Annotated in this window: 10 protein-coding genes; 2 read left to right on the top strand and 8 right to left on the bottom strand. The window is 36.8% G+C overall.

What is annotated here, in order from left to right; all coding sequences use genetic code 11:
- Positions 1 to 93: 93 nt before the first annotated feature.
- The 4 genes from EKM63_RS09550 to EKM63_RS09535 form a co-directional block, all read right to left on the bottom strand.
- Positions 94 to 279: a hypothetical protein gene (locus EKM63_RS09550; protein WP_125706059.1), complete on the bottom strand. Its 186-nt coding sequence runs from the start codon at positions 277 to 279 to the stop codon at positions 94 to 96.
- Between the two features lie 599 nt (positions 280 to 878).
- Positions 879 to 3,233 (bottom strand): phosphoketolase family protein, encoded by a 2,355-nt coding sequence (locus tag EKM63_RS09545; protein WP_125706057.1) that lies wholly within the window; start codon positions 3,231 to 3,233, stop codon positions 879 to 881.
- A 90-nt stretch (positions 3,234 to 3,323) separates the two neighbouring features.
- The gene (locus EKM63_RS09540; protein ID WP_125706055.1) at positions 3,324 to 4,052 is read right to left on the bottom strand and encodes a GntR family transcriptional regulator; all 729 of its coding nucleotides are present in this window, start codon (positions 4,050 to 4,052) and stop codon (positions 3,324 to 3,326) included.
- A gap of 708 nt (positions 4,053 to 4,760) precedes the next feature.
- Positions 4,761 to 5,750, bottom strand: coding sequence for a choloylglycine hydrolase family protein (locus EKM63_RS09535; protein ID WP_125706053.1), 990 nt, complete (start codon positions 5,748 to 5,750; stop codon positions 4,761 to 4,763).
- Between the two features lie 152 nt (positions 5,751 to 5,902).
- On the opposite strand from EKM63_RS09535, the gene EKM63_RS09530 reads away from it, so the two are divergent.
- A complete protein-coding gene (locus EKM63_RS09530; RefSeq protein WP_125706051.1) occupies positions 5,903 to 6,847 on the top strand; it encodes a Dyp-type peroxidase in 945 nt (314 codons plus the stop codon).
- 1,056 nt (positions 6,848 to 7,903) lie between these two features.
- Here the strand turns inward: EKM63_RS09530 and EKM63_RS09525 are convergent.
- From EKM63_RS09525 to EKM63_RS09510, 4 genes are all read right to left on the bottom strand, one after another.
- Entirely contained in the window at positions 7,904 to 9,373 is a 1,470-nt protein-coding gene (locus EKM63_RS09525) for a PH domain-containing protein (RefSeq protein WP_125706049.1), read from the bottom strand.
- Positions 9,363 to 9,848 (bottom strand): PH domain-containing protein, encoded by a 486-nt coding sequence (locus tag EKM63_RS09520; RefSeq protein WP_125706047.1) that lies wholly within the window; start codon positions 9,846 to 9,848, stop codon positions 9,363 to 9,365. The genes EKM63_RS09525 and EKM63_RS09520 overlap by 11 nt, the downstream gene beginning before the upstream one ends.
- Before the next feature lie 71 nt (positions 9,849 to 9,919).
- Positions 9,920 to 11,845: an elongation factor G gene (locus EKM63_RS09515; protein ID WP_125706044.1), complete on the bottom strand. Its 1,926-nt coding sequence runs from the start codon at positions 11,843 to 11,845 to the stop codon at positions 9,920 to 9,922.
- 115 nt (positions 11,846 to 11,960) lie between these two features.
- Positions 11,961 to 12,149, bottom strand: a complete 189-nt coding sequence (locus EKM63_RS09510; RefSeq protein ID WP_125706042.1) for a hypothetical protein — start codon at positions 12,147 to 12,149, stop codon at positions 11,961 to 11,963.
- Positions 12,150 to 12,433: 284 nt separating this feature from the next.
- On the opposite strand from EKM63_RS09510, the gene pgtP reads away from it, so the two are divergent.
- A complete protein-coding gene (pgtP, locus tag EKM63_RS09505) occupies positions 12,434 to 13,795 on the top strand; it encodes a phosphoglycerate transporter protein PgtP (protein WP_125706040.1) in 1,362 nt (453 codons plus the stop codon).
- Positions 13,796 to 13,980 lie beyond the last annotated feature (185 nt).

The raw sequence follows: 13,980 nt of genomic DNA, 5'->3' as shown, positions 1-13,980 counted from the left end.
AGTAATTATGAATATTCTAGCAGAATTAAGACAAAAAAATCTCCAGATTGCTGAAATGAATCAACAATCTGGAGATTTTCGATCTTTTGATCATTAGCTTAATTTGAGTAGGCCTTTTCTAGCAATTCTGCCAGTTGCGTACACTGCAAATATTACTGCAACGAAAGCTGCGATAGGTAGACTGTATCGGCTTTGAATCACGAAGAATAATAACGCGATAGCAACAAATACTGCTGCTCCTGCTAATTTGATCAATGATGTAATAAACTCTGTTGTCATAATATCCACCCGCCTCTATTTGTGTTTTTTCTGCATATCTAAAGTAACACGGTATGACGGCACTTTCAACACCTTACGGACATATTTTTCACAATCCAAATATGGGAGATTTTTATCTAATTTTGGGGCATGTTTTATCTTAGATTTATTAGATTCTGAGTGCAGAGCTATCATGTGTTTTTGCTTTATTATGAGATTTGAGATTGGTTATCTAAGAATTAGATTAGGTTTTATTATTTTTAATTTAATTATATAAGTTTCGGTGCTTGACGGGGAAAAATCTTGGGTGTTTGTGAAGTGTGAACAGTTGTGTCTTGTTGCTGGTACTAGTGCCTATGAAATTTTTAATTCTGTAAAACTAAACACAATATATTGATTGCTGACTAAGTACACAAAACCTTTTGATTTTCTTCTAAGTAAACAAGTGCTTCCAACTTTCAAATTGCTACCGATTGCTACCCAATCGTCCGCTTGTTCTGATTGCTGAAACGAGCTGCGAACCGCAACTATCCTCTATAACGCAAAAATGGCACTGGGTGCTTTGCACCCTGTACCATTTTGCACGTTATAGTGGATAGCTGAGCGCGGTTCTCCGCTCTCTAGTTTTCCCACTTCCAGTTTTCTACTTCTGGCAAGTCTTCACCGTTTTCACGGATGAACTTGTTATGTTTGTCTACTATTGCTTCCATCTTGTCAGCAAAGTCATTAGCTGCATCTCCGTCTACGGCGATTGCTGCTTCTTCTGCTAAGTGGAATCTGTCCATTTCGTTAACTACACGCATATCGAATGGTGTTGTAATATCACCATTTTCACGGTAACCGTGTACGAATAGGTTGTGGTTGTCACGATCGAAGAAGATATCTTTGATGATGTCTTCGAAACCGTGGAATGCGAACAATACTGGCTTGTCGATTGTAAAGATTTCGTTGAAGTCTTCGTCTGACAATCCACGAGGATCAACTTCTGGTGAACGCAACTTGAGTAGGTCAACTACGTTGACGAATCTGATCTTAAGTTGTGGCATTTCTTTACGCAAGATGCTGATTGCGGCAAGTGATTCTAAGTTTGGTTCTGTTCCGGCTGCGGCGATAACGATATCTGGATCTCCATTGTCGTTTGATGCCCAGTCGATAACTTTAAGACCTTCTTTAGCTAATTCTTGACCTTCTTCAATTGTATAGAATTGAGGACGTGGTTGTTTTGAAGTAACTAATAAGTTGATCTTTTCTTGATCATTTAAGATTTGTGGCATAACAGCTAACAATGAGTTTGTGTCAGCTGGGAAGTACTCACGAATAAATGCAGGTTTCTTTTCAGCTAAGTGAGTGATGATACCTGGATCTTGGTGAGTGTAACCATTGTGATCTTGTTGGAAAGCTGTTGATGTAGCGATAACTGTCAATGAAGGATACTTGTTTCTCCATGAAAGTTCATCAGCTTTTCTCAACCACTTGAAGTGTTGTGTAAGCATTGAATCCACAACTCTTAAGAATGATTCGTATGATGCAAAGATACCGTGACGTCCTGTCAATGTATATCCTTCAAGGAATCCTTCTGCTTGGTGTTCTGAAAGTTGGGAATCGATGATACGACCAACTGGTGCTTCGAATTGATCATTAGGTTCGTTTGTTGGTTCCATCCATTGACGAGGTGAAGCATCAAATGCGCCATATAGACGGTTTGACATTGTTTCATCAGGTCCGAACATTCTAAATGTCTTTTCGTTGTCTCTGATAACATCGCCAAGATATTTACCTAATTCGATCATATCTTGAGCATTCTTGTCACCACGTTTGTCGATTGTAAGTGCATAGTTTTTGAAGTCAGGTAGTGTAAGAGGTTTTGGATCAAGGCCACCATTAACAACAGGGTTTGATGCCATTCTCTTATCATCTGAAGGAATTGTTTCTTTGATGTCATCTTTAAGTGAACCATCTTCGTTGAACAATTCTTCTGGCTTGTATGATTTCATCCAGTCAACCAATGCATCGATATGTTCCATATGGTTTTGGTCTACAGGAATTGGAATTTGGTGAGCTCTAAATGAGCCTTCAATAGGAACACCATCCCACTCTTTAGGACCAGTCCAGCCCTTAGGTGCACGGAAGATAATTACAGGCCAGTTAGGCATCTTAGCATCTTCTGCTGAGTGTTTTCTAGCTTCTGTTTGAATTGATTGGATCTTTTCGATAGCTTCATCGAAAGCTTTAGCTGTTTCAGGATGCATCTTTTGAGGGTCATCGCCTTCAACAAAGATAGGATCCCAACCCATACCAGTAAAGTATTCAGTCAATTGTTTGTCAGTTTTACGTGACAAGATTGTTGGGTTTGAAATCTTGAATCCGTTTAAGTCAAGGATAGGCAATACAGCACCATCATTAACTGGGTTGATAAATGTATTTGAGAACCATGATGCAGCAAGTGGACCAGTTTCTGATTCACCATCACCGATAACAACAGCGGCGATTTGGTCAGGGTTATCAAGAATAGCACCAACACCGTGAGAAAGTGAGTAACCTAATTCTCCACCTTCGTGCATTGATCCTGGAGTTTCAGGAGCGGCATGAGAAGCAACACCACCTGGGAATGAAAATTGTTTGAACAATTTTTGCATACCCTTTTCGTCTTGAGTGATTTCTGGATAAGCTTCTGTGTAACTACCATCCAAGTATGAGTTAGAAACCATAACTTGGCCACCATGACCTGGTCCTTCAATATAAAACATGTTCACATTGTATTTGTTGATAATACGGTTCAAGTGAGCATAAATAAAGTTTTGACCTGCGATTGTTCCCCAGTGTCCGATTGGATGAACCTTAACGTCGTCCGCTTTAACATCACGTTTTAATAATGGATTATCTTTAAAATAAAGTTGTCCTACAGAAATGTAGTTGGCTGCGCGCCAATATTTATCTACTAAGTTTAAATATTCTTTAGATGAATAGTCTGTCATTAGTACACGCTCCTTATGTATTTATCTATTATAATACCTGCAGTATTTATAAAAGTCAACCATTTTATTAATTGGACCGTCCCAATTATTTTATCTGCTACCTAGGTCGACGAATGAATCGTACTTAAAGTATTTGTAATGCAATTTCATAGTTGAGAATTCAAAAGGTGTTCCATCATTTAAGAAGAAAATACCTTCCATCATCCCTACTGGTTCAGTTGGTTTCAAGTCTAATAATTTTTGACCTTCTTCATCAGAAGGTGCTGCAGAGATAGCCAAGTAAGTCTTGTTTACCTCTTGATCCAATTCCGATTCCACATAATTAAAAATTGATTCTGAAGCAACCTCTTCAGATAATTCTGGTGCCAATTTTATTGGAATATATCCAGTCTCAATCATAAATGGAACATCCTTCATCAGTCGCAAACGCTTGAAGGAGTATACAAACTCTCCTGGTTTCAAGAATAGATTATCTTGCAATTCTTCAGTCGGTCTCACAACATCGAAACTCAAAACTTTGATACCCGGTTTTTGACCATTGACTTGAAAACTGTCAGTAATACCTAAATTCTTACCACTATAGTTGAAGTACGAATCTTGTTTTAAATAGAGCGGATTGACGAAAGTACCTGAACCACGCTTTTTGAAAATAATTCCCTGTTCAGCCATATTGCCAAGTGCTCGCTTGATTGAACTTCTACTTACACTATATTTTTCAGCCAATGAACGTTCATCTGGTAAACGCATGTCTGGAAAACTACCTTGATCGATTTCAGATTTAAGTGAATCGATGATTTTTTTATATATTAAGTCAGCCACGAAACTTCTCCTTAATCTTTGGGTCGTACCAATTTTTAAGTTGGTTATTACTTGTTTTTATTACTATATCTCATTTTTGAAGTTAGTTCCAGTCCAGTTTGTCGTTTTTGACCGAAATAAAAAACACCTTCGAGATTTGCTTACTCGAAGGTGTGACTGAATACGGCTAGGTTATATAGCTTAAGATATCCCAAAAGACACTGATCAGTGAATCTTTAAAATTTTTTGGGAATGATTTTCGATTTTTTATGTAAAAAGTTCTGTATAAGGCAACAAATAGGACTATTAATATGTAGATTATTACTATTATTAGTGCGATCATTAATATCTTTTTTAGTTTGTCCATTTTTTTGTCCTTGGTTGGTTGGTGTTTATGATTAGTATAGCAGTGTTGATGGTGGGTTTCTTATAGTGTTTGTTTTGGGCTTTGATTTTTTATTCCTTAGTTTTACTTTTTTATAGCCGAAACGAGCTACAGAACACAGCTTCCTACACATAACGCAAAAAATCCCAGGATTGCTTTGCAATCATGAGATTTTCTGTGTTATGACCGGAAACTGAACGTGTTCTTCCGCTCTCTAATCAAAACGAGTTCCGAAGCACTGCTCTCTCAACATAACCGCAAAAACGGGCAGGATCCGCAAGGTTCGCGAATCATGCCCATTTTCACTGTTATGAACGAGAGCAACCCGTGCTTCTACACTCTCTCTAATTTAACGCACTAAACTCCTGTGTTGCGCCTACAACGAACTCTTTTGGTTCTGTTTGTTTTTCCAACAATTCGTCTGTCATTGTGACTTTGAAGACTGTTCTATTTGCATATGGTACGAAGTATGCAGCTTTATTTGTCACATCCATTACCATTTGATATTGTGTGAAATCTGGATCTCCACCATCTCTGGTATTGATTCCATAAGGTATTGTTACTCCATCTAACATGTGCAAAATTGTATTTACGGCTTCTGTTGAATCTTTTGCTTGGCTCATGTTTTGTCTGTTGAAAACTGTTCTAATGAATCTATCTACGGCTGAATATCCACCTGGTTGTCTTGCTAGTCCGTTGAATCCTAATGGAATTACTTCTTTTGTTCCGTACATTTTTGAATTAAATGTCTCTTTTTGAATTCCTAAATAGTTAGAAAGGTTTGTTATATGCCAATCTAAATCTGGTGTGTTTGTCATTACATTTACTGGATCTTCTTCTAAAACTAATCCGTTTCCACGTGGTTCTATTACGAATGTTTTGCCTGTTGCATCAGTTAAAATCCAGTGTAGGGGTTGATTCTTTCCCATAACACCTTTATCTGATTCAACGATATGAACATTCTTGATATTTTCGCGAACTTCATCGATCGACTTATTGTTTCCTAATAGCCAAAGAATAAATTCTTCACCAACAACGTTAACAGCGCCATCAACTGGTGCTTGATCATAAACTGCTTCGTTTGCAAAGTACAATTCTGCAGTTGCTAATCCGTATTCGTTGAAACCATCAGCTACCATATAATTATTTCCATATTTTGCTCCGGTACCAATGATTGCATATTTTGCTGTTTCAGTTTTTCCATCTAATGAATTGATCCATTTATAATTTCTTGGTAAGAAAGTTGGATTACCATTTAACACGAAAGAAAAGTCCATCGTTCTGGCTAAAAATTTTGATCCATCAAGGGCCTCATAACTTAGACTTGTACACATATTATTCATCCTTTCAATCACACTACTTGTTGCCTAATTATTGTGCATTTTTTATTCAAAATCAATAAATAAGCTATATAAAAATCAATATTTTCATTAAATATTGTATAGTAGACTTGATGGTAGAAACTAAATACACGGAGGTCTAATTTATGTCAATTAATATCAAGGATGCCCAAGATGTTTATAAAGACGCTGGTGAAAGTATTATTTTCTCAACTCTTCTACTTAAACACGAGGACCAAAAAAATGATCGAGAAGTTATTGCTTCATTTGCCGATCTTTCAAATTCAATTATAAATAGTATGAATATTCGTTACCCTGAAGATCATGTGCGTGTTGCTTGGGGATTTGGCTCTGATGCTTGGGATTATCTATTTCCAAATGCTAACAAGCCAAAGGAATTGGAACCATTTCGTGAAGTCAAGGGACCTAAATATACTGCTGTATCGACACCAGGAGACTTATTCTTCCATGTTCGTGCACAAAGAGAATCTGTCTGTTATGAATTAATGGATCAATTTATGGAAATACTTCGTCCAATCACGACAGTTGAAGATGAAACTCATGGATTCAGATACTTCGAAGGACGTTCAATCGTTGGATTCATTGATGGTACTGAGAACCCAGCTGCAATCGAGTCAATGGATTACACATTGATCGATGATCAGGATGACAAAGAATTCGCAAATGGTTCATATGCCTTTGCCCAAAAATATATCCATAACATGGACGCTTGGAAGAGTCTTTCAACTGAAGAACAAGAAAAAACAATCGGACGTAGAAAGTTTTCCGACCGTGAGCTTGAAGAAGACGAAAAATCTCCAAATGCTCATAACATTGCTGCTAAAGATGAGGAAAATGGTGTTGAGCACAAAATCGTTCGTATGAACGTGCCATTCTCAAATCCTTCAGAAAACGAAACTGGTACTTACTTTATCGGTTATTCAAAGAGCTTCAGCATCACAAACACGATGTTGATCAATATGTTCACACAAAGTGACCGACTATTAGATTTCAGTACTCCAGTTTCAGGAACATTGTTCTTCATACCTTCAAAATCAATTCTAGAAAAAATTGCCGATGGTGATTTATAAAATATAATAATAGCCTTCCATAAGGGAGACTATTTTTTTGTTTGTATATTTTTAAGTCAAATAACAATGTCGAAAAGCCGTCTTAATAGGGATTTCAAAACTAATTATTGATACACTAAAACGCATGGCAAATATATTTTCAGTTAGAAAGGAAAGAAATTACATTTAGTTAATCAAAAATCTCATTTAAATATTTTGTCAACAAAGTTCCTTACGGAACTGATATGGGTGATTGACACCCAAGAAATTATTATCCTAAATTTTGAAATTATTCAGAGAAAATGATGTTTCAGCAATAATCGCTATTTTCGAGTTCTAAAGTTATTCAATGGATTCGATTAGTTACTTATTCCTCCCATATATAAGTAAAATCAAGTTGGCCATAGGCCACAAAGAAGAATGAATCGGTATATTACAACCGTGATTGGTGGCCGTTCTGATCCATGCAATATTTTGCAATTTTAATAATTTCAGCAATACTATCAACCCTAACCGTAGTGGCATTCAACATAAAAGAATCATCATTAATAGCAGATTTTGGATTGATAGAATTAAGTCATGGAAAAAAATAAAAGGTATCTGAAAACAATAAAGTTTTCAGATGCCTTTTTTTCATTTGATTTAAGAAATTAAAATAAATTATCTAGAACGATGAAATTTTAAAATGAAGTAAATGTATTGTACAAGGAAGACGATAAGTAAACATACAAAAAGAAAAATCCAATTAATATTAAAAGAAAGAATTTTATAGAATCCCAGGAATCCATATATCACTCCAAAAATCATAAGTTCCATAAAGAAATAATACAAAATACGTTTTACAGCCTCAACCACAGTTAACATCCCCTATAACAGTCATTTGTGACGAAACAAAATACAAAAAGTTATAAATGAGTCTGACTCTATTTAGACGTAGAAATAAAATTGATTTCGGCTAAGTAGGTAAATTGTTCTTTGCCGAGGAACGAGGATTAGAACAAGACCCGATTTGAAGATTTTCCTGAATTTGGAAAAGCTTCAAACGGTGTCACCTACGTTCCAGCCGTAAAATCAATTTTATTTCGGAGTCGGAACCAAACCCTTATACCAATCAAAAGCATTCAAAACCTCTTCCTCACGCTGATACCGAACCTTAATCTCACGTTTGGAATTACCAGAACGACAATTAACCGTCAAATGAGCAAAATGCTTCTTCTCCAGCCAAACACTCTGTTGCTTTTCAATAATCTGAATGCTTTCTCGAGGAACAAAATAAGTCTGTTTAGTTAAAATCTTGTTAACCCGAATCATCAAGAAATCATCATTCAAAACTTGAACATGATCCCGTTTTGCTCTCAGAAATGCAGGTGGATACCAGAATAACAACTCAAGAATAATCAGCACTACTGCCAACCAAACAATCGAATGGAAAGCTGAAATAATTATTGCAGCTGTTATCAGTGCAAAATAAGTAGCATTTCTCAAATCGTAATACATTGTCCGTTTGACTGGAGTATTTGATTCAATAATATCAACTGGGACCTTAGGGAAAAACTGGCGAATAAAATCATTGACCTGTCCTTCTACAATCACCGGCATGACAATAATATCTTTCTCAGAGTCATCTTTTTTAGAATTCGAGACGATAACAAGTTGCACAGTCACAATATGAAGAAAACTTCTCAACCAGGTTTGTTTGACCATGACTGCTTGAACACGGTCCATGGTGATCGTGGTAACTTTCTTCTGAAAAAAGCCACGTTCCATCACGAACTGACCATTTTCCTCGGTCAATTTAAAATGATAATACTGTGCTATCAAAACTAAGGTAGCACCTAGATAAAATAAAATTAAAACTACTACGATTAAGGCGACTATTAACAATACGCCCAAATGTGAAGCCTGTTTAGCAACTCCATCATAGACTGATTTATTGATTGAGTTGCTAACTTTTCCATACAACCCAAGTACCACTAGAAAACCTGTTAAAAATGCCGGTGAGGTAAACGAAAACTTCAACAGGTCATGCCAAGAAATCATATAGGTATTGGCATTACTTGATGGCTCAACTTCTTTGATATCAGAAACTGTCTCTTCAACTTCAACTGGGCGTGATTTCCTCAGATCATTTATTTCTTGTTTTAAACTATCTGGAACGGCTCGCAGTTTTACTTCTGGTCCATCAGAACGACCAGCTGTTTCAATCTCTAATTCTTCTAATCCAAATGGTTTAAGGAAAAACCACTGATTAGTAGTGACGTTCTGAATTCGATCATATGGAACATGATTGACTTTTTTAACGATCCAACCATATTTAACAACTATTTCGTCGTCTAACAATTGATAAGTATAATAAACATATTTTAATAACGTGGCACCTAATATCAGCAGAACTCCTGCAAGAATTACCCAAAACATATATTTTTTTGCTCCACCTGCCATTGCTCCAAATACACCGGCAATAAATGGTATCAGGGCATTTTTGATCATGTCGTATAAGAAAAATAGTAACGCCGCAAAATGTAAATGCTTTGGTTTAGAGGTCATTTCTGGCCTCCTTTGCGAGCTTCATGATCAACTCTTTTAAGTCATTTGCCTGACTAGTTTTCAAGCCTGAGATTTCATCTGAACCAGCAGCTGTCACAACAATAACTTTATGTAAATCTTTCAAACGTAAAATTGGACCCTGCTTCAAAGTAACATTTTGAACTCGAGCTATCGGAATAACAATTTGCTTTCTGAAAAAGTATCCGTGATGTAACTCAACTTGTCGTTCATCAATGTAGAATGTCCAAAAGTTCCAGCGATATTGAACTAGCGCTAATTCAATAATAAAAATGACAATAGCGATTGCCAAGATAATCAGTGAAATTCTAAATAGCACTGGCTGCATATTCTTTGGTGCTAATATTTTCCAAATATAAAATGCTGCTGAAACTACAAATAAGATGAAGAAATCAAAATAGGCATTCAATCGCCAAATCTTTTTTATATCAGCTGGTAATTTCTCTACTTTGTTCATATTGCGTATCTCCCCTATAGACATAACGTAATACAAGCATATCAATAATCAGTCACAATTAATATATCGTCTCATTTATTTAAATATACATAAGGGACGTGAGCCATTTCGGGAACTTCATTCCAGGGCACTGGATATCCGGCACCATGCGCACAGAAGACAGAATCCGGAGTATTTTCCAAATCTGACACTGGTTGATAATCATGCTCGGAAATAATTTCATCAGCATTATGGCAAGGTCGATATCCATCGATCAGACACTCCAAATTTCCTTGACCATGTGTATAAGCGTTGACTTGTTTGGTATAATCTTGCATTTCAGATACCGGAGCAAATCCTGTTATTGTCGCCATTTCGGTACCATTTTCTGGTGTATCAAAATTACCATTCATTCTCTGGATGTCATTCATGGCGCGACCGACTTGGTCTTGTGGAACTTCCAATCTGAAACTATACCAAGGTTCTAACAATTGACATTGCTTTTGCTCAAGTAGCATCATCAGTCCTTGTCTGACTGCACGCCAAGTGGCCTCGCGGAAATCTCCGCCGACCGAATGGACATTACTTGATTTACCACTAACTAAAGATATTTCCATGTCAGTGATTGGTGCACCGATAAGGACTCCTAGTTCTTCCTTAGCTTTTAAATTAGTTAATACTTGATGTTGCCAATTCCGACTTAATATTTCCAAGCTACATTTGGAATTGATCACTAATCCACTATCTCGGGGTAAAGGTTTAATCAATAAATGAACTTCTGAATAATGTCTCAGCGGCTCAAAATGTCCAACTCCTTCGACAGCCTGAGAAATTGTTTCTTTATACAAGATGCTGCCCTCACCAAAGTGAACCTCCAAATCAAATCTGTCTGCTAACATTTGTTGCAAAATTTCTAATTGGACTTCACCCATGATCTGAACGCGGATCTCTTGTAAATGGCTCGACCAAGTCACGTGTAATTGAGGATCCTCATCTTCCAATTCCCGTAACGCTACAAGGCAATTATGGATATCATTGCCATTGGGATCCACTGCATAATTCAGAACTGGTTGGATAGTCGGATTACCTTCATCAGGCTGATCTCCGATACCTTGTCCCGGACTTGTCTCGACAAAACCTGGAATAGCGCAAACATCCCCCGAGGATACAGACTGAACTGCATCGAATTTTGCACCATTGTAAACTCTTAATTGATTAACTTTTTGTTCGTCTAAAATAACGGCTTTAGTTTTGAGCTCACCACCGGTAACGCGTATCCAAGTCAGCCTCTCACCTTTATCATCGTGAGAAATTTTAAATACCTTGGCAGAAAACTTTTCAGGATAATTACTTTCAATCGTCCACTTGTTGATACCGGCTAACAATTCATCGACACCTTCTAGTTTGAGTGCGGACCCGAAATAGCAAGGAAATACTTCTCGTTGTTTGATCATCTGTTGAATAGTTGACTCTTCTAAGTCACCAGAATCTAAATACTTCTCTAAAACATCATCGTCTTGCATGGCAATTTCTTCAGACATATCTGGATTATCAAACGCAATACAGCCATCGGACAAGGATTCTTTTAATTGAGTCAAAACTGTGTCCTTGTCAGCACCAACGGCATCCATCTTATTAATAAAAATAAATACTGGTATTTTATAATGTTCCAGCAGGTGCCATAAAGTTCTGGTATATCCCTGCACACCATCAGTGGCCGAAACGACTAAAATGGCGTAATCTAACACGCTCAAAACTTGTTCAGTTTGAGATGCAAAATCCACATGTCCTGGGGTATCCAACAGGGTCAATGACAGATTATCTGATTGAACTTTTGCTTGATGAGAGAAAATCGTGATTCCACGTTTCTTCTCCAAACTATCAGGATCCAAAAAGGCATCGCCATTATCAACTCTTCCAAGCTGTCTCAGAGCACCGGTCTGATAAAGTAGTGCCTCTGAAAGTGTTGTTTTACCAGCATCTACATGAGCTACGATACCTGTTACAATTTTTTTCACTGCTTTCACCCCACTCTAAAAAAATAAAAATCCTCTTAAGTATGATGATGAAATTACTAATTCCATCCGTCAACTCTAAGAGGATTCTTTTTAATTACACGTGAATCAACATTTGTTACTTTTTAATTTTTTCTGGAACTAAACGCCATTGATCGTGAATAAATTCAATGGACATGCAAATCAGTGAAAATACTGAAAGTCCTAAGAAAATACGACCAACATAAAACCCGGGATCAACAGTCATTTCAATGATTGAAAAAATCATGGAAACTAATACAAATACGATTGTAAGTTTATTTATCATAACCTTATCCCCCTCTTTTATCTGGTGGCTCAATTATACCAATTACATTTTTAAATTTACATTGAAAAGTAATATTTTCGAAAATTTCTTCATAAATATATTAATATGGTTATTATTGCAAAATTTGATTATTAATATTAAAGAATATGAGTAGAATTACAAAATGTAACATATTTTTGTAATTTTCCTTGACAATGTGATCATCTATGGTCAGACTGAAAACGGTTACTTTCTTTTGAAAGCGTACTAAATACTTTATGCATCTATTTATAGGGGGGAACAACATGAACTTTTTGACACCACCAACTGCCAAAAAGATGGTACCCAAAGATAAAGTTGACCCAACGTACAAGAAATTACGTTGGCAAGTTTTCTTAGGTATCTTCATTGGATACGCTGGTTACTATTTATTAAGGAATAATTTCTCATTGGTAATTCCTAAGTTAGTTGACGAAGGATTTTCCAAAACACAATTAGGGGTAGCCTTTTCTGCTGTCTCTATCGCATACGGTTTCAGTAAATTCTTTAGTGGGATAATTTCTGACCGTAGTAATGCTCGAATATTTTTACCACTTGGATTGATCCTTACAGCAATTATTAACTTGATGTTTGGATTTATCCCTGCTCTGACTCAATCAATTACAGCAATGTTCATCTTGCTATTCTTAATTGGTTGGTTTGAAGGTATGGGTTGGCCACCTTCAGGACGTGTTCTAACTCACTGGTATTCAGTTTCCGAACGTGGTGGCTGGACATCTGTCTGGAACGTTGCCCATAACGTTGGTGGTGGCTTAATGGCCCCACTAGCTGCCGGTGGTATTGCCTTCTTCGCTGCACACGTTACAGGTATGAAGTCATATACTGGTGCATTTATCATTCCTGCTATCGTTGGTATTGTCGTTGCCATCGTTGCTTACTTCTTGATTCGTGATACACCTGAATCTCAAGGTTTACCACCTATTGAAGAATATAAGGATGATTTCCCAAACGAAGAACATGAAATGTTTGAAACTGAACTTTCTGCAAAAGAGATCCTGTTCCAACATGTTTTAAATAACAAATGGGTTTGGATCATCGCCTGTGCCAACATCTTCGTATACTTCGTACGTTATGGTGTTGAAAACTGGGCACCTGCTTTCTTAACTGAAATGAGACATATCTCATTGGCAGGTTCTTCAAATTCATACATGATTTACGAATTAGCTGGTATTCCAGGAACAATCTTTGCTGGTTGGGTATCAGATAAACTATTCCATGGTCGTCGTGGACCTGCTGGCTTCTGTTTCATGATAGTTGTTAGTATCTTCGTTATCATGTACTGGAAAGCTACAAACTTAGTTATGATCAATATTTCATTGTTCATGATCGGTTTCTTGATTTATGGGCCTGTTATGTTGATCGGACTCCAAGCTCTTGATTCTGTTCCTAAGAAAGCCGCTGGTACCGCCGCGGGATTGACCGGATTATTCGGTTACCTCTTCGGTTCAGTTGCTGCTAACGCCATCATGGGTGTTATCGTGGACCACATGGGCTGGACTGCCGGATTCATGACAATCTTTGCGTCATGTCTAATTGCTGCAGCACTATTCGCAGTAACTTGGAACTTACGTGGACAAGAACTAGTAACAAAAGACGAAAGTAAATAACAGATTGAGTTTCCTGATTTATATAATGGGAAACTCTTTTTGTATACTTTTATAAAATTTTATATTATTGGCTAATCATATATTGATTCTATGTTTGCGGAAGTTCACAATGTATGAGGAATTATTGAGCATATTTTTATAAAACTAAACCATTATCATTATGTATAATAGATATAAATGATTTT

This window comes from Companilactobacillus mishanensis, assembly GCF_003946505.1.
Taxonomy (GTDB): domain Bacteria; phylum Bacillota; class Bacilli; order Lactobacillales; family Lactobacillaceae; genus Companilactobacillus; species Companilactobacillus mishanensis.
Note: the sequence above shows the minus strand (reverse complement) of the source record. Positions and strands in the feature narration are given on the sequence as shown.

Coding starts and splice junctions, on each gene's coding strand:
- EKM63_RS09550 (WP_125706059.1), bottom strand. CDS start 279: ATGACAACAGAGTTTATTACATCATTGATCAAATTAGCAGGAGCAGCA.
- EKM63_RS09545 (WP_125706057.1), bottom strand. CDS start 3,233: ATGACAGACTATTCATCTAAAGAATATTTAAACTTAGTAGATAAATAT.
- EKM63_RS09535 (WP_125706053.1), bottom strand. CDS start 5,750: ATGTGTACAAGTCTAAGTTATGAGGCCCTTGATGGATCAAAATTTTTA.
- EKM63_RS09530 (WP_125706051.1), top strand. CDS start 5,903: ATGTCAATTAATATCAAGGATGCCCAAGATGTTTATAAAGACGCTGGT.
- EKM63_RS09525 (WP_125706049.1), bottom strand. CDS start 9,373: ATGACCTCTAAACCAAAGCATTTACATTTTGCGGCGTTACTATTTTTC.
- EKM63_RS09520 (WP_125706047.1), bottom strand. CDS start 9,848: ATGAACAAAGTAGAGAAATTACCAGCTGATATAAAAAAGATTTGGCGA.
- EKM63_RS09510 (WP_125706042.1), bottom strand. CDS start 12,149: ATGATAAATAAACTTACAATCGTATTTGTATTAGTTTCCATGATTTTT.
- pgtP (WP_125706040.1), top strand. CDS start 12,434: ATGAACTTTTTGACACCACCAACTGCCAAAAAGATGGTACCCAAAGAT.